Consider the following 23125-nt stretch of genomic DNA (forward strand, 5'->3'; position numbering starts at 1 on the left):
GCTTCCCGGGCGGTTCGACCGCCCCGAGCATCGGTCGTCGCCGGCCGGAGACGCATGCCATGCGAGCTGTGGACATCATCCGCAAGAAACGCGACGGCGGGTCGTTGGATGCGGCCGAGATCGGCTGGATGGTCCAAGGCCTCGCCACGGGGATGGTCGCCGACTACCAGTGGTCGGCCCTGCTGATGGCCATCATCTGGCGGGGCATGGACGAGCCCGAGACGGTCGCCTTGACCGAGGCGATGATGCGATCCGGGACCGTCGTCGACCTCTCCGCGACGCCCGGCCTGAAGGTCGACAAACACAGCACCGGCGGGGTCGGCGACAAGACCTCGCTGATCCTGGCACCGATCGCGGCTGCGGTCGGGGTCCCCGTGCCGATGGTCTCGGGCCGAGGCTTGGGACACGCGGGGGGGACGCTCGACAAGCTCGAGTCGATCCCGGGCTTCCGGGTCAACCTCGACCTCGACGGATACAAGGCCGTCCTCAACGAATGCGGTTTAGTCCTCATCGGACAGACGGCAGAGATCGCGCCGGCGGATAAACACCTCTATGCTCTCCGCGACGCGACGTCGACCGTCGAGTCGATCCCGCTGATCTCCGCCTCGATCATGTCGAAGAAGTTGGCCGAGGGGATCGATGGCCTCGTGCTCGACGTCAAGACCGGCAACGGGGCCTACATCGAAAAGCTCGAGGACTCGCGGATCCTCGCACAGACCATGTGTAATATCGGGCGAGACCTGGGGATCCGGATGAAGGCCCTGATCACCCGCATGGAGCAGCCGCTCGGCCGCGCGGTGGGGAATGCTCTCGAGGTCGTCGAGAGCATCGAATGCCTCCAGGGGAAAGGCCCGACCGACCTCGTCGACCTGTCGGTCGAGCTCGCCGCCGAGATGGTCTTGATGGGGAATCGGGCCTCGACGCTCGACGAAGCTCGCGTGCATTGTCGTCGAGCCATCGAAGACGGTTCGGCCCTGGATCGCCTCCGAGCCGTCGTGAGGGCCCAAGGGGGCGACGTCCGGGCCATCGACGACCCCGCACGGCTGCCGACCGCCACCACCCAGGTCGAGATCAAGGCAGACCGCTCCGGCTTCGTCACCTCGCTCGCCGCCCGGCCGATCGGACAGGCGACCATGCTCCTGGGTGCCGGCAGACATCGCGTGGACTCGAGCATCGATCCGGCCGTCGGCGTCCTCCTCCACAAGAAGCTCGGAGACTCTGTCGATGCGGGCGAACCGCTCTGCACGGTCTCGATCAACGATCCGTCGGATCGCGAACGGGCCCTCAGCATGATCGGGAGCGCCTACGTACTCGGTGACCATCCGCCGGAAGATCACTCGCTGATCGTCGAGAGGCTTTCGTGATCAACCAAGTATCCCTGATCCATCGACGAACGGCAGAAGGGCTCATGACCAAAATGGCTCACCTTAAAACTGTTTTCCAATGACGCATTCTTTAAGTTCAACAACCCTTTCGACGCTCGTCTGCGTCCTCGTCTTCGGATGCGGCCTGTCCGCAAGGGCCCAGGCTCCGACAGAGAAAGCCGTCGGGGTCAAGCGCGCTAGCGAAGAGAAAACGGCCTCGACCGAAGTCCCCTCGAAGCCAGGGAATCGCGACCCGCGTCTTGCGGCCCCGCCACGAATCCAGGCAAAAGACACCGCGGCGACGCCGGCCCGAGCCGAGCCGAAAGCGACGACCAAGGCCGAGGCCTCTCCGAAGGATGAGGAGCACGAAGGGAACACAGACTCCGCCGAGGCAACTTCGAAGGATGGGGTCGTGGAGGAATGGTTCCAGGTCAACGTCGGGCCGTGGAACATTGCCATCCGGATGCCCAAGGATCCGCAATCTCAGCTCACGTTCGACCGCGTCCGAGGCTTCGTGGGCATTCTCTGCGTGCTCGGTCTGGCGTATGCCCTGTCGGAGGATCGACGCGCCGTCTCGTGGAGGATCCTGTTCTGGGGTCTCTTCCTCCAATGGGCGTTCGCCCTGATCGTCCTTAAAGTTCCCGCCGGGGAGGAGGTGTTGGCCAAGGCCGGCGACGTCGTCAAAGAGGTCCTGGCCTGCGGGCTGAAAGGGTCGGAGTTCGTCTTCGGGCCGAAGCTCGTCGACGCGGGCGGGCCAGCGGGATTCGTCTTCGCATTCCGGGTGCTCCCGATCGTCATTTTCGTCTCCGCCTTGTTCGCGGTCCTTTATCATCTCCGGGTGATGCAGATCGTCGTCCGGATGTTCGGCTGGGTCATGGTCCATACGATGGGGACGAGCGGTGCCGAGTCGCTGAACGTGGCGGCGTCGTTGTTCCTCGGCCAGACCGAAGCACCCCTCACGATTCGTCCTTACCTCCCGAAGCTCACGCGATCCGAGCTCCTGACCGTGATGACCTCCGGCATGGCCCACGTCTCCGGCGGGACGATGGCCGCGTACTTCGCCAGCGGGATCGAGGCGAGGCATGTCTTGACGGCCGTCATCATGACGGCCCCCGGCACGATCCTCCTGTCGAAGATCCTGATACCCGAGAAGGAGACGCCCGAGACGGTGGGAACGATCCAGACGTCGGGCGACTGGAACGATGCCAACGTCCTCGACGCCGCCTCACGAGGGACCCGTGAAGGGCTCCAGCTCGCGTTGAACATCGCGGCAATGCTGATCGCCTTCCTCGGTCTCATCGCCCTGGTCAACCTGATCCTGGGCATCTTCGGGGAGTCGCTCGAGTCGCTCCTCGGTTTCGTGCTGGCTCCCGTCGCGTACATGCTCGGCGTCCCTTGGACCGACTCCCGGACGATTGGTAGTCTGCTGGGCACCCGGACCGTGCTCAACGAGTTGATCGCCTTCGGCCAGCTCGGGACCTTGAAGCCGACGTTGAACCCCAGGTCGTTCACGATCGCGACCTTCGCCCTCTGCGGATTCGCCAATCTCAGTTCGATCGGGATTCAACTGGGGGGGATCGGTGCCCTCGCCCCCGAGCGTCGCGCGGACCTTGCCCGCCTCGGGTTCCGGGCGCTCCTCGCCGGGACGCTCGCCAACTTCCTGTCGGCCTGCATCGCGGGGATCCTCCTATGACCGAGACCGACACCGACACCTTCGAACGCGCGAACGAGGCCGCACTCGCGATCCGAGAACTTGTCCCCGAGCCGCCGAGGATTGCCGTCGTGCTCGGTTCGGGCCTCGGGGTGCTGGCCGAGCGGCTCACCGATCGCACGACCCTCCCTTACGCTCAGATCCCGCATTTCCCGAAGCCGACCGTCATCGGACATCACGGCAACCTCCTCGTCGGCACGCTCGGGGAAGCTCGCGTCGTCCTCCTCCAAGGCCGCTTCCACTACTACGAAGGCCACTCGCTGGACGAGGTGACCCTGCCCGTCCGGGCCCTCCAGCTCCTGGGGATCACGACCCTGATCCTGACGGCCGCCACCGGCGGGATCGCCGAAGGGTTGAGGCCAGGCGCCCTCCTCTGCCTGTCGGATCACCTCAACCTCATCGGTAAGAATCCGCTCCGAGGCCCGAACGACGAGAGGTTCGGCGTCCGGTTCCCCGACATGACGACCGTCTATTCGCCAGGGCTCCGCCGGGCCGCAGCGGACGAGGCGGAACGACTAGGCATCGAGCTATCTTTAGGCGTCTATGCGTGCTTGCCGGGTCCGAGTTATGAAACCCCCGCCGAGATCCGGATGCTCCGCGCCCTCGGTGCCGACGTGGTCGGCATGTCGACCGTGCCCGAAGCGATCGTCGCACGCCACGGCGGCATGGATGTCCTCGCGTTCGCCCTCGTCACGAATGCCGCGGCCGGCGTCACCGGCGCGGCGATTACCCACGAGGAAGTCCTCGAGGCCGGGCGCGAGGCGACCCCTCGCCTCGGGGCCCTGATCGAGGCCGTCGTCGGCCGCATCAACGACCAATCGATTCATCAGACTTGATTCTTAAGCATCTTTAGGGTGGGCACCGCCCGCCGGGTTTTCAGAAGGCTCGGTGGGCGAAGTCCACCCGACGCGATTCGTCCGTTCGGCCTCTCAGTTCGATTGCCCCCGGTAAGCCCGATCGAGAAGGTCGACCGGGTGGGCAACCTCCATCGCGCTGCCACGTTCCTTGACCTTGCGGGCGATCTGGAGGATGCAGCCGACATTACCCGTGGCCACGGTCTCGGCGCCCGTCGCCTCGATGTGATCCATCTTCCGACGCCCCAGCCGCTCGGACATCTCCGGCTGGGTGAGATTGTAAGTCCCCGCCGCGCCGCAGCAGATCTCGCTCTCTTCGAGCGGGAGGAGCTCCACGCCGGGGATCATTTCCAGCAACTGTCGAGGCTGGGAGCGGACCTGCTGCGCATGGCAGAGGTGGCACGCGTCGTGGTACGTCACCTTCATCGGCAAGGGATTCTTGGGCGGTATCGGGCCGAGCTGGACGAGGAATTCGGAGATATCACGAACCTTCGAAACGAACCGCTCCGCCTTGGTATGTTCGTCCTTCGGGAGCAGGTGGGTGTAGTCCTTGAGCATCGCACCGCAGCCGGCGGCGTTGACGATGATCGCGTCGAATTCGTTGGGGTCGAAGACCGCCATGTTCGTACGCGCAAACGCCTGAGCCGGTTCTTCGACGCCCGAGTGATAGTGGATCGCGCCGCAGCAGACCTGGGATCGAGGGATCACGACCTCGCAGCCGTTCTCCTGAAGGACGCGAGCCGTCGCGGCATTCGTATCCGGGAACATCGCGTCGGCGACGCAGCCGAGGAAAAGGCCGACTCGAGCCCGTTTCGGCCCGATCGCGGGTAGGACCTCCGGAAGGGGTCCACTCTTCCGCTCCAACTTCGGCAGCATAGCCTGGAGTCGGCGGAGCGTGGTGGGCAGGAGTCGGGTCAGGCCGAGGGACTCGGCGAGGTCGAGCACCCCGAGTTTTTGGAAGAGTCGAGCCGGTAACAAAGCGGCGCGCACCCGGCCCGGGTAGGGGAACAAATGGTGGAGGATGACCTTCTGGAGCCAACTCGTCCCTTGGCCAGCGGGCGCCGACTGCTGGATCGCGACCTTGAAGGGCTCGATGATCTGGCCGTACCGGACTCCTGACGGGCAGGCCGATTCGCAAGCCCGGCAGTCGAGGCAGAGATCCAGGTGCTTCCGGACCTCCCGGCTCAGGCCCATCCGCCCGTCGGCCACGGCGCGCATCAGATAGATCCGCCCGCGGGGACTGTCGTTCTCGTCGCTCGTCTCGATGTAGGTCGGGCAACTGGCCGTGCAGAGGCCGCAGTGGACGCAGTCCTGATATCGGCGATAGTCGATCCGGCTCGAGAGCCAGTCGAGGTCGACTCCCGCCCCCGAAGGATTCGAAGAAGTCGAGGTCGTCCCGGCCGAAGCGGTCTGCGACGAGGAGTCGGGAGTCGCGGTAACCATGAAGCGGTGGATCCTTGCTCGAGCGCCGAAGGGCGCGACCGACCGGGGTCGGAGGGATTCATTTTTCGACGATGGCAGGCCGCGTTGCGTGACCCCGGGGATGAGGTCGTCGTGGTTTCGACCCTTCGGGTTCGAAATCGACCGACGTCCCGAATTTCAAATTGTACCGACGAATCGACCTGGATTCATCACGCCTCGAGGGTCGAGGGCCCGTTTCACCCGTTCGGCGAAGACCCAGTCGGGCCGGGGCTCTCCCCAGATGCGCAGGTCGGTTTTCCAATCCGTCGGGCACCGCGAGAGGATCAAGTTGCCCCCGTCGGCGACCGCCAGGGCGCGGAGCCTGGTGATCTCGGACTTGATCGGCTCCAACCCTTCGAGACCGACGGCATGGCCCCGGACCGCGCCATTTCCCGCATGCGCCTGGACTGCCCAAAGGGTGGGATCGATCTCCTTGAGGAACGGAGCGACCGTGGAGGGTCGGAGATTCGCGACGAAGCTGACGGCCCCGAGCTCCGACGCCTGGAACTGCGTCAAGGCCGCCCAGAGAGGCTCGGCGTGATCCCCCTCGTGGATCACCACGTCGGTCTTCCCAACCTCGAGCATCAACCGGTCGACCTGCCAGGTCACCGAGCTCAGGTTGTCTTCGAAGCCGATCACGAGGACCCAGTCCGCGCTCGGTATTCCTAGCGATTCCCCGGCATGTTGGGCACCCGACCGATTGAAAACGTCGACCGCGATGGGGCGCGTGCCCGAGGTATTGAGCCGCTCGAGCGCCAGCGTGAGGCTTTCGATACTCGCGTAGGGGATGCAGACCAGTTCGCTCGCCTCGGGGATCGGGCGAACTTTCAAGGTCATCTGGGTGAGGACGCCTAACGTCCCCATCGAGCCGGTCATGAGCTTGGGGAGGTCGTACCCAGCGACATTCTTGACGACCCGGCCCCCCCCTTTGACGAGGGCCCCGTCGTGGGTCACGAAGCTCACGCCGATGATCTGATCGCGCGGATTCCCCGCGCCGAAGCGCCGGGAGGCGTTGGTATTGGTCGCGTAGATGCCCCCCAACGTCGCCCGATCCGGGTAAGGCGCGTCGAGGAGGAGGCGTTGCTGCTTCTCGGCGAGGGTCGCCCGTAATTGACCGAGCGTGACCCCTGCCTCGATGGTGATCGTCATGTCGGCCGACGGGTAATCGACGACCCGATTCAGCCCCCGAAGGTCGATCGCAACGCCGGGGAGCCTGGGAGTGCCACCATAGTCGAGGGCGGTCCCCCCTCCCCTGGGATAGATGGCATGCCCCTCGGCCACTCGTGAAGTGACCGTGTTCTGGAGGGCTTCGACGGTCTCTGGTCTGTCGGTCAGCGTCGCCGATCGGCCGTCGCCGAGACCGTCGTGATTCGGGAGGTCGGGCCAGCTCAATGAAGGTCCTCCGGTCGAGGGGCGTCGGAGAAGTAGCGGATGTCCCTCCCGGAGAGGATCCGCTCGACGGCCTCCTGCACGGCTCGAAGCGTATCCACGGTCCACTCGTCGAAGTGGTTGGGCCAGGCGTCGGTGAGCAAGACCTGCCCTTCATAGGCGAGTCGATGGAGCGCGAAAACGACCTGCCTGTCGAGGATCCGCTCAGAACGATACTCCCGTTCGAGATCCTGGAGGGCCTTCGCCAATTCGGCGACTTCGGCAATCTCGAGCGAGGCTCCACGCCGCAGACAGGGGAGGAACGTGTTGGGATCCTCCCCCTTCCCTGCATGTCTCAGGATCGACCGGGCTGCCGGGCTCAACCCGGGAGGAGTCGCGACACTTTCGGGACGCCTCGGCTCGGGAGCCGCCGTTATTCCCAGGCTGATCGTGAGCCCAGGACCCTGCTCCACCCTCGAAGTCTTCACCTCGTCGTGCACGTCTTCGTCTTCGACTTCGACTTCGACTTCGTCCTCGTACTCGCCTTCGTCCTCCCTCCGGCCGATCACGATCGGTCGGGGACCACTGGGTGTCGCCGATTCCTCCGACCCGGTTTCCGATTCCTCGGGGCTGATGATCGCCCAGTCTCGATGACTCGGAATCGCCTGCGCGCTCCACTCCGCGAGGTAGGCGGGGTCATTGGCGATCTCGTGGAGCCCTCCCAAGGCCCCGCGTTTCGCCTCGACGTCGGCGACTTGCTCGCGGATCCGCTGCGCCTCGATCGCCTTGGAGAGCAAGTCGGCGCAGTATTCCTGGAGGGTGCTGAATTCCGAGTTCCTGGCCTGCACCTCGGCCACGTCGAGGAGGTTCCCCACGACGTAGAGCGAGATCCGTTGCGGCTGATCCCCGGGGTCGGGCATCTTGTGTTCGCCGGTGCGGAAGACTTCGGGAAGTCGTCGCCACCTCGAGAAATTCCGTCGCTTGGCCACGGCGTCCCTGGCCTCTCGTTACAATCAAACCTGTGCAACCTTAACGCAGTCGCACCAATTTGAATGGGAATCTCAATACCCCTACCCTCGCCCAGGGCCCGGACGAGTGTACCCGAGAAGCGAAGAGGAGGCCAGCCGTGTCGCCACCCGGATCGGGTACCCTCTCCGCTCGATCGCTCGATCGAGGCGGATGCCCTTCGCTCACCGATCAAGCCGAGGCGCGATGCCCCGGGCTCTTCCGCTCGATGCAGCCCGCGCCGCCGGGGATCATTTTGTCGGGGCTGCATCGGCCTTCGGGATTGAACGTGTTCCGGAGGGCGATCATCGTCGCGAGGTCCTCCGGCGTGAAGAGCTTGGGCATGAACTCCATCTTCTCGACGCCGATCCCGTGCTCTCCCGTCACGCTCCCGCCGACGGCGATGCATTCGTCGAGAATCTCGTGGCTCGCCTGGAGAACACGCTTCACCTGTTCGGCGTCGCGCTCGTCGAAGAGGAGGATCGGGTGAATGTTGCCGTCACCGGCGTGGAAGACGTTGGCAATTCTAAGGTTATACCGCTCGCCGACGCGAGTGATGTGGCGGAGGATGTGGGGCAGTTTGGTGCGGGGGACGACGCCGTCCTGGGTGCAGAAGGTGGGGCTGAGTCGCCCGATCGCCCCGAAGGCCGACTTGCGACTCTTCCAGATGGCGACGTATTCGGGTTCCTTGCGCGTCCGCCACGTGATCGACTTCTGAACCGAGCCGCCGTGGGCCTGGACGATCTCGGAAATCGCCTGCGCCTCGCGGTCGAGCCCGGCGTCCAAACCGTCGACTTCGATGATCAAGACGGCGCCGGCGTCGGTCGGGAACCCGAAGTGGAAGGCCTGCTCGATCGCCTGGATCATCAGGGTATCGAGCATCTCGAGGGCCGCCGGGACGATCCCGGCCGCGATGATCCCGCTGACGGTCTCGGTCGCTTGGTCGACGCTGTCGAACACCCCGAGCAAGGTCCGCCCAGCCTCAGGATCCCGAGTCAATCCGACGGTGACCTTAGTGGCGACGCCGAATGTGCCCTCGTTCCCGACGATCAGCCCGGTGAGGTCGTAGCCAGGATTCTCCTCGGTAACTCCACCAGCGTGGATGAGGGACCCGTCGGGCAAAACCAGCTCGACCCCCCGGACGTGATTGACCGTCACGCCGTATTTGAGCGTGTGGGGGCCTCCCGAGTTGGTCGCCAAGTTGCCGCCGATCGTGCAGGCGCTCTGGCTCGACGGGTCGGGGGCATAATGGAACCCCGTCCCGCCGAGGGCCCGCGTCAGCCAGACATTCACAACCCCGGGCTCGACGATCGCGTAGCGATCCCTCGTATTGATCTCCAGGATCCGCTTCATGCGGGTGAGGCAGATCATCACCCCGCCGCCGATCGCCAACGTCCCCCCGGCCAGGCTCGTCCCCGCCCCTCGGGGGACGAATTGGACGTCGTGCCGGTTGCAGAGCTTGACGACCTCGACGACCTGCTCGGTCGACGTCGGGAAGACGACGACATCGGGCACGTTCTTGTTGATGACGTAGCCGTCGCACTCGTAGACGACGAGCTCGTCGTGCTTATAGAGGACGTTTTCCGCCCCGAGCGCCGTCGTCAGGTCGTCCAGGAACCGTTTCGAAATCGAGGAGGGAGGAGAGGCGGCCATCGTTCGAAGAGCTTCCCCTGGTCGGCTTGGATTCGGTCCCTACGCCAGGGGATAGACTAACAGCATGATCGCCATCGTGCCACGTCGAGAACCGAACACGAGGCCGAATGCTCGGGTTCGTTCGTGAGGACGGAGACGACGAGCGTCGAACGGCCGCGGGTCGTGGAACTGCCGGCAGGATCCCAGGAAGGGCCGTGAGGCCGAACGGATCACCGACGCCGCGAGCCATCCCGTACCATCGAGTGACAATGCGCTGAAACGAGGGTCGACATTGGGTGCCTCGACCTCCTTTACCGCCACGATCTCTCGCCATGAGACAGTCGACCAGGTTCCGGCCAGGATCTCCTTCAATTTTGCGAGCATCAATATTCATTTTCGTGTCACGGTAAACCGCCCCGACGTGCCCTTGACCAGGTAGACGCGATCGACCCTCTTTGGACCCGCGTTCGCGGGATCCTCGAAGGTGAAGAAGAGGGAGACGGGGACTTCATCGCCCGAGGGTCGACCGTTGAACCGCCAACTTTCGAAGTATTTCGCCCCGTCCAGGAATCGCGATCCGGACTCGACGAATTTCACACGAGGGAGAAAGCCTTTCAGTCGCTCGATCGGATACCCCTCCTGGAGACTCATCAACGCCCCTCGGATAATGCCTTGTCTCTGCTGAGCCTCCGCAGGCAACGACCGATCCACTTCCGTCGCCGAAGCTCCGGGAAACTTTCCCTCATCCTTCGTGCATCCGCCCACCATAAGGGTAAAGAGGATGGCCCACTCGAGCGAACGCTTGTTCATGCCGACGCGTCCTTTCTTGATTCAAACCACCCCGAGGAATCTCCACGTCGAAGGGGGGGACGCTCGTCAGGGAGACCAAGTCGTGATGTCCTCGCAGGTCTCGATAGTCAGTGTGGCCTGGACCGCCCGTAGCGGATCCGGTCCTCACGCCTTTCAGGATCTATCGCGTGAGGAGACGCAGCACGCTTCGGGCAGAGAGGCTCCGCGCGGGGAGGGGTGAAATCCTGATACGGCGGGTTTCCCTCGAGGTGTTGGAGGGGCTTGCGACCCACTCCGAGCGCAACGGAATCCGACGTGATTGGCCGCGCTATCAGGAGCTCCTTTCCCGCGAGCCCCGACCTCATAGCGGACGCAGTAGGTATCGCTGCAGAGGAACGAGCCGCCGCGTTGGACCCGCTTCGCGATCCCCGGTTCCATCGGGTCTAAGCTCGACTCAGGGCCCTTCGGACTCTTCGCGGGGGAGGAACGGTAGGTGTCCGTACGATACCAATCCTCGCACCATTCCCAGACGTTTCCTGCCATGTCGTGGAGCCCGAACCCATTCGGCGAGAACGTGCCGACCGGGGACGTCGCCGCAAACCCATCCTCTCGGGAGTTCTGCGAGGGAAAGTGGCCCTGCCAAATATTGGCTCGCCAACGTCCTCCCGGCAGGAGTTCGTCTCCCCAAGCGTAGCGCTTGCGGTCCAGCCCGCCTCGGGCCGCATACTCCCATTCCGCTTCCGTGGGCAGCCGCTTGCCGGCCCAGCGTGCATAAGCGGACGCATCTTCCCAGCACACGTGGACGACGGGATGATCGGCCCGCGATTCGATCGAGCTCTGCGGGCCTTCCGGATGCCGCCAGTCAGCCCCGGGGACGTAACTCCACCAGGAAAGCGGACGGCCCAGATCGGTCTCGCCTCCCCGGGGCGTGAACACGATGGACCCCGGAACCAGGAGCTCCGGAGGCGCGCCGGGATACTGGGCCGAGGCCGGAGCACGCTCGGCCACGGTCAGGTATCCGGTGGCCTTCACGAAGGCGGCGAACTGGGCGTTCGTGACCTCCGTGCGATCCAACCAGAATCCGTCGAGCTCAACCTCATGGACGGGCTGGGCATCGGGACTCTCGGTCGACCCTCGCCAGAACGTCCCGGCCGGGATCCACTCCATCCCTTCGGCCTTCCCGGACACGCTCGGCTCCGGGGTAATTCCCTTCGGCTCTCCCTTGGTGACCTGCGGCCAGGGGGAGGACGGGCGCCGCCACAGAGTCGATGAGACGACCGTGCCCCCGGTGATCGCCGCCCCGATGATCAAGAGCCAGCCATGTCGCTTCGAGAGTCTGATCGTCATAAACATGCTGCCGTTTCAAGATGGGAGCCGGCACCGGTCGGTGCGGGCCGGCTCTCGACAATCGCCTCGGTCAGTCCACTCCGACTTCCAACCTTCGGCCCATCCCGATCAATCGGATTCTCCCCAGACCCGGGGGGACTGGAACCCAGGCGGTTTCGGAGCCGACAGGGGAGGTCGAGCCTGCCGGGCCAAGGTGTCGTAGCGGCGACGAAGCTCGGAAACCTTCTCGGGATTGGAGGTCGCCAGGTCTTCCTTCTCGTAGGGGTCGTTCGCGATGTCGAACAGCTCGACCTTGCTCGCCCCGGTCGAGGCGGGATGTTCGGCGCCTTCGACCGGATGAACGTCGTCCTCGGTCCCCGAGCCGGCCGCCCTGACGATCAGTTTCCAGCCGCCCACGCGGATCGCACCCGCTTGCGGCGTCGTGTTGAGGAGGATTTCGTCGTGGGGTGACGGACCACCCTGGGCAATCGCCCCCCAGGCGTCCCGGCCGTCGAGGGCGAGCGGTTGGTCGAGCGAGATCCCCGTAAGCTTCAGCAACGTCGGATACCAATCCACGACGTGCAGCGGTGCGTTCGCGACCGACCCGGGCTTAATGTGGCCCTCCCAGGTGGCGAAGGCCGGGACCCTCACGCCCCCCTCATAGAGGGTGGCCTTGGCCCCGCGGAGCGGACCGTTGCTGGTGACCTTCCCGGGTGCGGGGCCTCCATTGTCGCTGGAGAAGACGAACAACGTGTCTTTTCGAATCCCCTTCTTGTCGACGGCCGCCACGATTTGGCCCACGGCCTCGTCCAGCGCGGAGAGCATCCCGGCGTAAGTCCGACGCGGTTCCTTGAGGTGCCCGTAAGGCGCTTTGTACGAATCGGGGACCTGGTGGGGGGCGTGGACCGCGTTGAACGGGACGTAGAGGAACAAAGGCCCCGAGGCGTCGTGCTGCTCGACGATCTTCGCCGCCTCGCGGGCGATCAGGTGGGTGCTATACCCTTCGTCGCGGTTGACGCGATCGTCGCGATGCCAGTCGAAGCCCTCGTCGCGGATGTGAGTGAAGTAGTCCAAGGCGCCGTTGTAATGACCATACTGGTGGTCGAACCCCCGACGGGTCGGGAGGAAATCGCGGCGGACGTGCCCCAGGTGCCATTTGCCGACGATGGCGGTCTCGTAACCCGCTTGCTTGAGCGCCTGGGGGAGAGTGCGTTCCTCGAGCGGCAATCCATACTGGGCCCAGGGGCGGACCACGCCGACCTGGAGCCCATGCCGCATCGGATAGCGGCCCGTCAACAGGGCGGCTCGAGTGGGCGAGCAGACCGGCTGCACGTAGAACTGCTCCAGCCTCACGCCGGCCGCGGCCAGCTTGTCGAGGTTCGGAGTCTTGATCTCGCTCCCATGCCAGCCGACGTCGCCCCACCCCAGGTCGTCCGCCAGCAAGTAGACGATGTTCGGCCGTTCCGGCGCCGCGTCCGCGGCGTTCCCGTCACCTAGAGCAGAGACGACCACGAGGGCTGCGAAGCTGAGCAACCCCCTGCGGAATCGTTGGCGATCGTTCGTTGTCATGCTCGATCCAGATTTGTGCGATGGTTGAAGTAAAATGGGGACGTCCCGGACACCGCCACGCGGACGACGGCTCCGCGGTCGGCGGGGCAAGCCGTCCCAGGCCCTCCCTCATGCGATAACGATCGCTCGCGAGGTGCGGCATCCGGGACAGGATCCCGCCAGGGCCTGCAAACGGCAATCGCCAACCACGGATTTAGTAACTGTCACTACTGATCACTTCTCCGCCCGCGCGAGTCCCGAGCGCCCACCAGGTCGATTGGTTGATCGAGTCCTTGATGAACTTGACGCTCCCATCACCGAAGAGGACGTTCACGCCCCCGGGGTGATTGCTGTTGGCCACCACGAACTCGGCGTCACCAATGGCCGCGTCGGAGCAGAAGGAGAACGGATAGGTCTTGGAATTGGGAGTCACCACCGTGTTGAACAACGTCTGGGCGCTGGTCCCGTGGAACCAAAAATTGCCCCGCCCCGTGTTGAGCTTGCCGGAGCGGGCATTCCAGGACGTCGCACACGCCTGGAGACCGACCTGGACCGCCGGCCAATTCGCCGAGGCGTCGAGGATTTGCGACGACGTCGGTAGTGCAGCCTTGAGCTGTGCGACGCCTGCCGCCCGCGTCCAGTTCGTCGATCCGTCACCCACCAGTCCTTCCGAGAAGGCGACGGTGTTCGACAGGCCGTCGGAGCAGTCCCGGACACCATAGGATCGCCAGAAGGTGAACAGGCCACTACTTCCGGTCGTCGGCTGATTCGGAGCGGAAACCGTGGTCGTACCCGAGGAATCGAAGTAACTGTTCAAATTGACCGGGCCTGCATTCGAGTCGGACGGGCAGAGGAACTCCTTCACACGCGTCGTGTAAACGGTGATCTGAATCGGACCGCTCGTCGTGCTCTGATTCATCCCCCAGGTGAAGTTGATCGCATTGTAGAGAGGCATCTCGCCCAGAAGTCCAAGGAGTTGTCCGTGGGCGCTGATGCCATGCTCGGCGGCGTAGACTTTGGGATCCTGAAGATTCTTGGAGGACCCCATGGGGAATGAGTCGAAGGACGTGTGATAGTTGTGAAGCGCGAGGCCGATCTGCTTGAGATTGTTGACACATTGGGTGCGCCGGGCGGCCTCGCGCGCCGCCTGCACGGCGGGCAAAAGCAACGCGATCAGGACGGCGATGATCGCGATCACCACCAGCAACTCGATCAGGGTAAAGCCGTTGGCATTCACGCGTCGCCGGGAAACCCTCGCGGATCCACTGCGAGCACCCCCCCCTTCCGTCGAGCCGTGAGCATGAGACGCAAACACCTGACAATCATTCGAACGCATAGTCATAAAACAATTCCGACAGTTCCCCCGCCGCCTCCGAGTCGATCAGTCGGCGGCCGGAGGATCGATCGATCCCGGAATCCTCTCGATGACGAGTGGGCCCTTCACGGTGGGGGGATATTCAACGCAGTCGCTGTTTCTCGAGGCGATCGATCTGAACGATCCTGCGATCCTGGATGATGATGCGCACTTCGCCGAAGCGTATGCCCTTGACGGCCCGACGCACCTGATCCAGGTCGGACTCCTCGTCGTGGAGGGGGACCTTTCGCTCTTCATCCCTCGGGGAAACGATCCCATTCGACATAGGTACCTCTGAGCAAACGAGTAGAGCGAAGCCGACTCCGACGCTCAAACAAGTAACTACGCAGTTTTGGGCGTCGAGCCCCATTATTCGCGGAAGTTGGGGACAGGGTCAATAGGTTTATCGCCTATTCCGATCAAGTTAGTGGAAATTAGCCTCTCTGAACTACCGATATTTAAGAACGGGCGCGAAAGCCTTTTAGCAACCTCGTCAACAAAGAGAACTTAGGGCGATTTTCCCACCGGCGGTTCGACCCGGGGTGAGCTTTCAACGCTCAATCGCAAATGCCCAGGCAGCCCCAAATGAGTCCTTCCTGACCGAAATCTTGAAAAACCCAAGATCTCGTTATTGATATTGTCGATCGAATTACTGTACTATCCTCGAAGTGATCCAAGTCGAGGATTGAAGCTCTCAAAACTGGGCCGACTCGCCCTTGCGCAGATTCCTTGATCGGGCGTCAGGGGCGACTCTGCAGAAGGCTTAGCCGGGCAATGGGGTGAATGCCATGAGATGGTTGGGAAAACGGGAACAGTGGTTGGTGGGTCTGATGCTCTTGACCTCGGCCGTGACGGCCCGGGCAGAGCAGTCGGATCGGGACAAGGTCGAATTCTTCGAGAAGAAGGTCAGACCGATCCTCGCCGGTCACTGCTACGCCTGTCACTCCGCGGACACCAAACCGGCCGGCGGCCTGAGGGTTGATGACCGAAACGGGATGATCGGTGGCGGGAACAAAGGCCCGGCGGTCGTCCCGGGCAAGCCGGAGGAGAGTCTCCTGCTGACCCGAGTGACGCAGGAAGGGAAGCGCCGGATGCCGCTGGAAGGCGAATACCTTTCCGCCCAGGAAGTGGCCGACCTGACGACCTGGATCAAGGAGGGCGTCGCGTGGCCAACCCTGAAGATGCCGGCCTCCTTCGGCAAGCCGAAGCCGAAGTACGAGAAGCTCAAGCGCGAGCACTGGGCCTTTCGCCCGCTCTCCGATGTCGGGCCGCCCAAGGTCCGCGACTCCGGCTGGCCGGCGGACGACATCGACCGCTTCCTCCTGGCGACTCTAGAAGCGAAGGGCCTCAGCCCCGTGGCGGACGCGGACCGTGTCTCGCTCGTCCGTCGGGTGACGTTCGACCTGACCGGGTTGCCGCCGACCCCGCAGGAGATCGACACGTTCGTCAACGACACCGATCCGAATGCGTTCCCGAACCTCGTCGACCGCCTGCTCGCGTCGCCGGCCTTCGGCGAACGGTGGGGCCGGCATTGGCTGGACGTCGCGCGTTACGGGGAGTCCACCGGCCCGAGCCGCAACATCCCCTACCCTCACGCATGGCGATACCGTGATTACGTCATCGACAGCGTCAACGCCGACGTCCCGTTCGATCGGTTCATCCGCGAGCAGGTCGCCGGGGACCTGCTCCCCGCGGCTGGCGACGCCGAGCGCGATCGCCTTCTGACCGCCACGGGCTTCCTCGCCCTCGGGCCGAAGGACGTCAACCAGCGGTTCAAGGTGCGTTTCGTGATGGACAACGTCGACGAACAGATCGACGTCGTGTCCCGATCCACCCTCGGGCTGACGGTGAGCTGCGCCCGCTGCCACGACCACAAGTTCGACCCGATCCCCACGTCCGACTACTACGCCCTGGCCGGGATTTTCACCAGCACGGAGAACGGCTCGGGGCTGCGGAGCCAGATGGGAGGGGCCGGGCTGGCGTACTACGTCCCGGAGTCGCTCTTACGCCTGAGCGGTGAGCTGGCCCCGGCCGACCCGAAGAAGGTGGAACGGCTCAAGGCCGAGGTGGCGAAGGCGAAGGAGGCCTGGGACACGATCCGAGGAACTCCTGAGGGTTTGAAGCGAGCGCCGAACGGCCAACCGGTCCAGCGTCCTATCCGATTGAAATACGAGTCGCTCCAGGCGGACCTGCTGGCCCTGACCGACCCGGCCCAACACGGGCTCGCCGTGCACGGTGTCCGCGACGCCAAGATCATCGCTGACACGGAGGTCCGAGTCCGCGGCGAAGCCGAGAAGCTCGGGCCGACTGTCCCCCGGGGGTTCATCACCGCGTTCGAGGTGCCCGGGACGACGCCGGTCTCCGACAAGCAGAGTGGTCGGCTCGAGCTCGCCCGGTGGCTGACCAACCCCGCCAACCCGCTGACGCCACGGGTCGCCGTCAATCGCGCCTGGCAACACCTTTTCGGCACCGGGCTCGTGTCCACGGTCGACAATTTCGGGGTCACCGGCGACACCCCGTCGCACCCCGAGTTGCTGGACCACCTGGCCAACCGATTCATCCGAGATGGCTGGAGCCTGAAACGACTGGTGCGTGCCCTCGTGCTGACCCGGGCCTACCGCCTCTCGGCCGAATCGACGGCGAGCCACGTGTCGATCGACCCGGCCAACCGACTGGTCTGGCGTCATGCCCCTCGCCGGCTCGCGGCGGAAGAGTACCGCGACGCGGTGTTGGCTGTCTCGGGGACCGTCTCGAAGGAACGCCCGAAGGACTCCTCGACCCGGCACATGAAGATGGTCGAGATCCGGGACAACGGACCGGAGGCCAAGACGATCCACGAGGCCTCGGACAGGTTGCTCGTCCGGAGCGTCTATCTGCCCCTGCTGCGCGGCCTGACGCCCCGCGCCCTCGAGGTATTCGACCCGGTCGAGCAGACGCTGGTGACGGGGCGTCGCGAAGAGACGACCGTGCCCGCCCAGGCGCTCTTCGTGCTCAACTCGTCGTTCATCCGGAAGCAGTCGCTGGCCCTCGCGGAGCGGGTACTCGCCGATCCGGAGTCCACCGATTCGGGCCGGATTCGCTCGCTTTATCGACAAACGCTGGGACGAGAGCCGGGAGAGGGCGAGGTCGAACGAGTGGTCGCGTTCTTGAGCCGCTACGAGGCGTCGTACGTCCCCCCGCCCACCTCCGAGGGAGACGTCAAGCACGTGGCCGATGCGAAGAAGAAAGGCCCGGCCGAGCCGCCCCCCGACCCGGATCAAGCCGACCAGACCGGCGTCGCGATCGTGGAGGAGGCCGTCCGACCGAAGGACGCCCGCACCGCCGCCTGGCTCGCGCTCTCCCAGGCCATCTACGCCTCGGCCGAATTCCGCTTCGTGCGCTGAACCCAACCCAACACACCCCGCCCCGCCACACCCGAGCGGCGGGGCGTCTATCGATCACGAGAGGATCCACCGTGCTCCCGAATCAACGTTTGCTCCCCTCCCGCCGTCAGGTGCTCCGTTCCGCCGGAGCGGGCTTCGGATATCTCGCACTGGCCGGTCTCCTCGGCCAGGAGCAGGCCAGGGCCGCCAGCCGCCGAGCGGGACAACCCCTCGCGCCGAAGGCCCCGCATTTCACGCCGAAGGCCAAACGACTCATCTTCGTTCATATGAACGGGGCGATGTCGCAGCACGACACCTTCGAGTACAAGCCCCGGTTGCAGAAGGACGGCGGGAAAGCCGGACCGGGCGGCGGTACGCTCACGTCCTCGAATTTCAAGTTCCGCCAGTACGGCGAGAGCGGAACGTGGTTCTCGGAACTCTTGCCGAACCTCGCGGGCCATGCGGACAAGCTCTGCTGGCTGCGAGGCCTGCACACCGACACCCCGGCCCACCCGCAAGCGGTGGTGCAGCTCCACACCGGTAGCGCCAACGCCGCCCTCACGAGGCCGAGCCTGGGCGCCTGGCTGTTGTACGGCCTCGGGAGCGAGAATCAGGACCTTCCGGGGTACGTCACGGTCAACCCGCCGCCGAATTTCGGCGGGGCCGTGAACTACGGCAGCGCCTTCCTGCCGGCCCATTTCCAGGGGACCCGCATCGACGACAAGGGATATCTGCCGAACCTTCGCCCCTCGTCCGAGGCCCAGCTCCAGCGCATCCAGCTCGACCTCATCCAGGGGATGAACCGCGACCTGGCCTCAGCCCCCGGCACGCCGGACTCGCTCGACGGCGTGATCGAGTCGTTCGAGCTGGCGTTCCGCATGCAAGGTGAGGTGCCCGAATTGCTCGACATCTCCAAGGAACCGCAGAGGATCCTCGACGAATACGGGGTCAACTCCGGGCCGACGGGCTCCTTCGCGAGGCAGTGCTTGATCGCTCGCCGCCTGAGCGAGGCGGGGGTCCGGTTCGTGGAGATCTGCCAACCCGGTTGGGATCACCACAACAACCTCCACAAGGGGTTGCTCGACCGTTGCGGCTCGATCGACCAGCCCACCTCCGCCCTGCTCGCCGACCTCGAACGCCGAGGCTTGCTTGACGAGACACTCGTCCTCTTCGGCAGCGAATTCGGACGCTTGCCGACCGCCCAGGGTCAGGACGGGCGCGACCACAACATCACCGGTTACTCCATGTTCCTCGCCGGCGCGGGTGTCAAGCAGGGCTATAGCTACGGGGCGACCGACGAGTACGGCATCAAAGCGGTGGAAGGCCGGATGCACACGAATGACCTCCACGCTACACTACTTTCCCTCCTCGGCCTCGACCACGAGAAGTTGACCTACCAATACGCCGGCCGCCAATTCCGCCTCACCGATGTGGCCGGGACTGTTGTCAATGATGTCTTTGCATGAGCAAAATCCTCATGAATGATGATCTTGCCGCCATTTCCTGCATCACTCCGGACTTCCGGGTGATTCGGTAGGCAATGCATCGGAATCGGCACCAAAGCTCGGGGGAGGGCCTCGGAGGCGTTCACTCCTCCGGGACCCTCTCCCGTTTGCCATAGCAGAGCGTGCTCCGCGTGGAACCATCCCCATGATGATCATGCGAACAGATCTGATGGAGGGCGGGGTTCTGGTAGCATCGAATGCATGGCGCAACTCTCGCTATTCGATCGTGATGAAGACGACCGGCCACCCCAGGCCGAGCGGCTCGCCCCACGTCTGAAGGAATTTGCCGAGAGGGGCGTCTACTTCGGGACGTCCTCCTGGAAGTATCCGGGCTGGCTGGGATCGATCTACTCGACGCGGCGATACGAAACCCGGGGGAGGTTCTCCCAGGCCAAGTTCGACGAAGAGTGCCTCGCCGAATACGCCGGGGTCTTCCCCTGCGTCTGCGGCGATTTCGCGTTCTACCAGTTCCCCTCGGCCGAGTCGTGGGAACGACTGTTCCGTCAGGCTCCGGCCCGGTTCCTCTTTGCGTTCAAGGTCCCCGAAGACATCACCGTCGCGACCTGGCCGTCCCACGCGCGCTACGGAACGAGAGCGGGTCGCGGCAATGAACATTTCCTCGACGCGGGGGCGTTCCGGCGATTCTTCGCCGGTCGACTCGCGCCTTATCAGGATCGCGTGGCGACCCTGATCTTCGAGTTCGGCACCTTCAACAAGTCGGTATTCCCGAAGTCGACGGACTTCCTGGATCGCCTCGACCCATTCCTCGCCGCCCTCCCCGAAGGATTCCGGTACAGCGTCGAGATCCGCAATCCGGAGTATCTCAGACCGAGCTACTTCGACCTGCTCGCCTCGCACAACGTGGCGCATGTGCTCAACGCCTGGACGCGGATGCCGACCCTCGAGGATCAGCTCGAGCTCCCCGGCGCCTTCACCGCCGACTTTTCGGTTGCCCGCGCCTTGCTCGCCAAAGGGCGGGCGTATGAGCAGGCGGTCAAGGCCTTCGAACCCTATCGCACCATCCAAGAACCCGACGAGGGCGCACGATCCGGCCTGAGACGGATCGCCGAACGCGCCCTGACACTCAGGAAACCCGCGTTCCTGTTCGTGAACAACCGCCTGGAAGGGCATTCTCCGACGACCATCGAATCGGTCGCCGGTCTCATCGAAGGCGGCCCGAGGGGGACCCCATGAACCCGCTCGCCCCCGACTCGACGACCCTGGCGGTCGTCCGAGCCCTGTTCGACCGCTATCGCGCCGAGGGCCTCGACGACGCCGAGGTTCGTCGCCGCATCCTGGACGACCTGACCGAGGCCCTGCCTCCCGAAGCCATCGAGGAATACGACCTCGAAACGATCATCGCCCGATGGCAACGCGTCGTCGAATCTACCGGCCGTCATCCCTCAAGCTTGCGACCGTTTCACGACCCGGCATTCGACGAATCCGCAGGCCGATCCCACCCGGAGGATGAACCCGTTTGACGGGCAGAGAAACCCATCACGCAAGACACAAACGCCGAGTGATTCACAAATCGAGGGCCGACAATGCTCTCCAACCTGAGCGACGTCGTCGTTTATTTGAAGCGATTCTATCCGACTTCTCCCGGCCTCGCGGAGGTTCGCGACGACCTCCCCGACGGCCTGGCCCTTCTCTACCGCGAATTCGGTGCTTTGCTCGAATCCCGGTCGGTCGAACGTCCCGCGTTCGCCACCCAGGACAGCCTGGTCCCGTTGAGCCAGCTCGAGGTGGATGACGGCATGATCACGTTTCTCTGGGAGAATCAAGGGAACTGGAGCTGCCGGTGCAGGACCGGGAAGGGCGACCCGCCCGTCTTTTCGGACGCACCCGACCTCGACTCCGATGAGGAGGAGGGATTCGTCGAGGTCTGCGACTCGCTGGACCACTTCCTCTCGACGTTCTGCCTGCAGGAAGCCGTCCTCGGCTGCCCCCACATCTTTTCGGCCGAACCCGGCGCCACGCTGGACCGGGTTCCGGGACTCGAACCTTTATGGCTCGACGGGAAATACGTCTTCGAAGGGCCAACGCACAACGTCTTTGCGATAAAAAATGTCGATCTGTTAATTCTGGCGCATGGCAATGAGGGGATCATGCTCGGCTCCTCATCAATTTCCGACCCGGAGGAGGTCCGTCAAAAGACTCGGCTGAAGGTCACCCCATTGAGTTGAACGACAATGGCAGACGGAGCTGTGGTCTTGGCTTAGTGAGGAATCGCGAGCGAGATCCCCCACGCCTTGCGGACGAAATCCGGGATCAGGTTTGCCTCGGCCCTCGCCTGGGCCCACTGGATCGTCTCGTCCCTCCGGGCGACCTCGGTGCATAACAGCTTCGGTCGAGGCCTGATGCCGATCCGGCCCAGGTCGAGACGGTCGGAATCCCAGCAGGTCCGGACGGTGACGTCGGGATGTGTCCGTCCCCCGGTGTGCCCCGCGCAGGCCTCGTAGAGCTGGTTGAACTGAGGGGATGTGATCTCGAACGCGCGCCCGCGAAGAGTCCGGGCAAACTCGGCGGCCCTCGGGCCGTGTTCTGGATCCGAGCCGTCGTTCATCCTCCGGGAGTCGTGCAGCAGGGCGAACAGCCGCAGGACCTCGACATCCGCACCGGTTTCCGTCGCCAAACGCAGCCCATTCTCCAGGACCCTCGCCCAGTGGGCGACGCCATGGATGCTGTCGAGCTCCAGGGCGTGGCTGCTGAGGATCACCTTGAGGATCGCCTGGTCATCGACACCCATGAGATTGCCCTCGGACTTCTCTTGTCTTGAGCATCGAGATCGATGCCATTAGGATCCAGACAAGTCCGCGTCTTCAAAGTTCGAGCCGAGCCACGACGGGCTTCATGACTTTGCGATGGATCCTTTCACAAGCCTCGTGCGTGTGCTGTTGCGGAAGACTCAAGGCTTCTTTCGATAACTCTTCGTTCGAGGTTCTTCGACGTGACGAGCGAGTTCAAGTTCACGGCGACCGCGGAGAAGGGCGAAGTCTCTGCAAGGCTCACACGACCCGAGCTAGCCACCCACCTGCTCGTCCTCGGCCACGGCGCCAGCACCAACATGGCGCACGCGACACTCGCGTCGATCTCCGAACGCCTCGCCGAGTGCAAGATCGCGACGCTGAGGTACAACTTTCCCTACTCGGAGAACGGCAAGGGTCGAGATTCCCCGGCCGTCTGCATGGCGACCGTCCGGGCCGCCGTCGCGGCCGCACGGGAGATGGCTCCCGACCTGGCTCTGCTCGCGGGTGGGCATTCGTTCGGTGGCCGGATGACTTCGATGGCGGCCGCCGAATCCCCGATCGAGGGTGTAAAGGGATTGGTATTTTTCTCGTTCCCCTTGCACCTGGCGGGCAAGCCGGCCGCAACGCGAGCCGAACACCTCGCGGATGTGACCGTCCCGATGCTCTTCCTCAGTGGCACGCGCGACGATCTCGCCGGGTTGGATTTGCTTCGCCCGGTCTGCGAAGGGTTGGATCGTGCGACACTCCATCTGATGGATACGGCCGATCATGGGTACAAGGTCTTGAAGAAGACGCGCAAGAGCGAGGAAGACGTTTTTGCGGAGATGGCGCGTGTGGTCAAGGAATGGGCGATGCTCCTCGAATAGTGACGATGTCTTGGGCCACGTGAAAACTCGCCCTTCGGTCGCGAAGACCGAAACGCATCGCGCCGGACGGGCCTTCGAAAGGAGTCGATACCGTCCGGTTTCGAGGAAAGGCCCTCTTGTAGGGTTCGTCGATCTGCGGTAGGTTTCGCCCGAACACCTCCCGAATTCCCACCTTTGCCTTCTCGCACCCGATCGAAGCCGAATCTCCGGAGCGTGCAAGCCGACTCCCG

The 23125-nt window shown here is 64.2% G+C and carries 19 protein-coding genes; 9 read left to right on the forward strand and 10 right to left on the reverse strand.

Translation table 11 applies throughout. The features are described 5' to 3' along the window. Positions 1-59: 59 nt before the first annotated feature. From ACYOEI_RS15205 to ACYOEI_RS15215, 3 genes are all read left to right on the forward strand, one after another. Positions 60-1364, forward strand: coding sequence for a thymidine phosphorylase (locus ACYOEI_RS15205; RefSeq protein WP_462850360.1), 1305 nt, complete (start codon positions 60-62; stop codon positions 1362-1364). Between the two features lie 412 nt (positions 1365-1776). Continuing rightward, positions 1777-3057, forward strand: a complete 1281-nt coding sequence (locus ACYOEI_RS15210) for a NupC/NupG family nucleoside CNT transporter (RefSeq protein ID WP_462850361.1) — start codon at positions 1777-1779, stop codon at positions 3055-3057. After that, positions 3054-3911, forward strand: coding sequence for a purine-nucleoside phosphorylase (locus ACYOEI_RS15215; RefSeq protein ID WP_462850362.1), 858 nt, complete (start codon positions 3054-3056; stop codon positions 3909-3911). Before ACYOEI_RS15210 ends, ACYOEI_RS15215 begins: the two co-directional genes overlap by 4 nt. A gap of 93 nt (positions 3912-4004) precedes the next feature. Here the strand turns inward: ACYOEI_RS15215 and ACYOEI_RS15220 are convergent, their stop codons facing one another. The 9 genes from ACYOEI_RS15220 to ACYOEI_RS15260 form a co-directional block, all read right to left on the reverse strand. Continuing rightward, positions 4005-5372, reverse strand: coding sequence for a (Fe-S)-binding protein (locus tag ACYOEI_RS15220; protein WP_462850363.1), 1368 nt, complete (start codon positions 5370-5372; stop codon positions 4005-4007). Between the two features lie 156 nt (positions 5373-5528). Further along, positions 5529-6782: an FAD-binding oxidoreductase gene (locus ACYOEI_RS15225; protein ID WP_462850364.1), complete on the reverse strand. Its 1254-nt coding sequence runs from the start codon at positions 6780-6782 to the stop codon at positions 5529-5531. Beyond that, positions 6779-7747, reverse strand: coding sequence for a hypothetical protein (locus ACYOEI_RS15230; protein WP_462850365.1), 969 nt, complete (start codon positions 7745-7747; stop codon positions 6779-6781). The genes ACYOEI_RS15225 and ACYOEI_RS15230 overlap by 4 nt, the downstream gene beginning before the upstream one ends. Positions 7748-7955: 208 nt before the next feature. After that, positions 7956-9416 (reverse strand): FAD-binding oxidoreductase, encoded by a 1461-nt coding sequence (locus ACYOEI_RS15235; RefSeq protein ID WP_462850366.1) that lies wholly within the window; start codon positions 9414-9416, stop codon positions 7956-7958. 369 nt (positions 9417-9785) lie between these two features. After that, positions 9786-10205 carry a hypothetical protein gene (locus ACYOEI_RS15240; RefSeq protein ID WP_462850367.1) on the reverse strand — a complete coding sequence of 140 codons (420 nt, stop codon included), beginning with the start codon at positions 10203-10205 and terminating at the stop codon, positions 9786-9788. 153 nt (positions 10206-10358) lie between these two features. After that, entirely contained in the window at positions 10359-11531 is a 1173-nt protein-coding gene (locus ACYOEI_RS15245; protein WP_462850368.1) for a formylglycine-generating enzyme family protein, read from the reverse strand. Between the two features lie 108 nt (positions 11532-11639). Beyond that, positions 11640-13079, reverse strand: coding sequence for an arylsulfatase B (locus tag ACYOEI_RS15250; RefSeq protein ID WP_462850369.1), 1440 nt, complete (start codon positions 13077-13079; stop codon positions 11640-11642). Positions 13080-13272: 193 nt separating this feature from the next. Beyond that, on the reverse strand, positions 13273-14295 hold the full coding sequence (locus ACYOEI_RS15255; RefSeq protein WP_462850370.1) for a DUF1559 family PulG-like putative transporter: 1023 nt from the start codon (positions 14293-14295) through the stop codon (positions 13273-13275). Positions 14296-14515: 220 nt separating this feature from the next. Next, positions 14516-14782, reverse strand: a complete 267-nt coding sequence (locus ACYOEI_RS15260; protein WP_462850371.1) for a YezD family protein — start codon at positions 14780-14782, stop codon at positions 14516-14518. Between the two features lie 418 nt (positions 14783-15200). Between ACYOEI_RS15260 and ACYOEI_RS15265 the strand changes: the two genes are divergently transcribed. From ACYOEI_RS15265 to ACYOEI_RS15285, 5 genes are all read left to right on the forward strand, one after another. Further along, positions 15201-17795, forward strand: a complete 2595-nt coding sequence (locus ACYOEI_RS15265; protein ID WP_462850372.1) for a PSD1 and planctomycete cytochrome C domain-containing protein — start codon at positions 15201-15203, stop codon at positions 17793-17795. Positions 17796-17866: 71 nt separating this feature from the next. Continuing rightward, positions 17867-19240 (forward strand): DUF1501 domain-containing protein, encoded by a 1374-nt coding sequence (locus ACYOEI_RS15270; RefSeq protein ID WP_462850373.1) that lies wholly within the window; start codon positions 17867-17869, stop codon positions 19238-19240. Between the two features lie 240 nt (positions 19241-19480). Then, positions 19481-20473 (forward strand): DUF72 domain-containing protein, encoded by a 993-nt coding sequence (locus tag ACYOEI_RS15275; RefSeq protein ID WP_462850374.1) that lies wholly within the window; start codon positions 19481-19483, stop codon positions 20471-20473. After that, positions 20470-20760, forward strand: a complete 291-nt coding sequence (locus tag ACYOEI_RS15280) for a hypothetical protein (protein WP_462850375.1) — start codon at positions 20470-20472, stop codon at positions 20758-20760. The genes ACYOEI_RS15275 and ACYOEI_RS15280 overlap by 4 nt, the downstream gene beginning before the upstream one ends. A gap of 63 nt (positions 20761-20823) precedes the next feature. Further along, positions 20824-21465 (forward strand): hypothetical protein, encoded by a 642-nt coding sequence (locus tag ACYOEI_RS15285; protein WP_462850376.1) that lies wholly within the window; start codon positions 20824-20826, stop codon positions 21463-21465. Positions 21466-21497: 32 nt separating this feature from the next. On the opposite strand, the gene ACYOEI_RS15290 is transcribed toward ACYOEI_RS15285, so the two are convergent. Beyond that, positions 21498-22028 (reverse strand): HD domain-containing protein, encoded by a 531-nt coding sequence (locus ACYOEI_RS15290; protein WP_462850377.1) that lies wholly within the window; start codon positions 22026-22028, stop codon positions 21498-21500. Positions 22029-22229: 201 nt separating this feature from the next. On the opposite strand from ACYOEI_RS15290, the gene ACYOEI_RS15295 reads away from it, so the two are divergent. After that, entirely contained in the window at positions 22230-22895 is a 666-nt protein-coding gene (locus tag ACYOEI_RS15295; protein WP_462850378.1) for an alpha/beta hydrolase family protein, read from the forward strand. Positions 22896-23125: the final 230 nt, after the last annotated feature.

The sequence above is a fragment of the Singulisphaera rosea genome (assembly GCF_054877945.1).

What these genes read in the sequence shown, in the direction of transcription:
- ACYOEI_RS15240 (WP_462850367.1), bottom strand. Translation starts at nt 10,205, where the DNA reads ATGAACAAGCGTTCGCTCGAGTGGGCCATCCTCTTTACCCTTATGGTG.
- ACYOEI_RS15280 (WP_462850375.1), top strand. Translation starts at nt 20,470, where the DNA reads ATGAACCCGCTCGCCCCCGACTCGACGACCCTGGCGGTCGTCCGAGCC.
- ACYOEI_RS15260 (WP_462850371.1), bottom strand. Translation starts at nt 14,782, where the DNA reads ATGGGGCTCGACGCCCAAAACTGCGTAGTTACTTGTTTGAGCGTCGGA.
- ACYOEI_RS15215 (WP_462850362.1), top strand. Translation starts at nt 3,054, where the DNA reads ATGACCGAGACCGACACCGACACCTTCGAACGCGCGAACGAGGCCGCA.
- ACYOEI_RS15275 (WP_462850374.1), top strand. Translation starts at nt 19,481, where the DNA reads ATGGCGCAACTCTCGCTATTCGATCGTGATGAAGACGACCGGCCACCC.
- ACYOEI_RS15290 (WP_462850377.1), bottom strand. Translation starts at nt 22,028, where the DNA reads ATGGGTGTCGATGACCAGGCGATCCTCAAGGTGATCCTCAGCAGCCAC.
- ACYOEI_RS15265 (WP_462850372.1), top strand. Translation starts at nt 15,201, where the DNA reads ATGAGATGGTTGGGAAAACGGGAACAGTGGTTGGTGGGTCTGATGCTC.
- ACYOEI_RS15245 (WP_462850368.1), bottom strand. Translation starts at nt 11,531, where the DNA reads ATGACGATCAGACTCTCGAAGCGACATGGCTGGCTCTTGATCATCGGG.
- ACYOEI_RS15250 (WP_462850369.1), bottom strand. Translation starts at nt 13,079, where the DNA reads ATGACAACGAACGATCGCCAACGATTCCGCAGGGGGTTGCTCAGCTTC.
- ACYOEI_RS15285 (WP_462850376.1), top strand. Translation starts at nt 20,824, where the DNA reads ATGCTCTCCAACCTGAGCGACGTCGTCGTTTATTTGAAGCGATTCTAT.
- ACYOEI_RS15220 (WP_462850363.1), bottom strand. Translation starts at nt 5,372, where the DNA reads ATGGTTACCGCGACTCCCGACTCCTCGTCGCAGACCGCTTCGGCCGGG.
- ACYOEI_RS15205 (WP_462850360.1), top strand. Translation starts at nt 60, where the DNA reads ATGCGAGCTGTGGACATCATCCGCAAGAAACGCGACGGCGGGTCGTTG.
- ACYOEI_RS15235 (WP_462850366.1), bottom strand. Translation starts at nt 9,416, where the DNA reads ATGGCCGCCTCTCCTCCCTCCTCGATTTCGAAACGGTTCCTGGACGAC.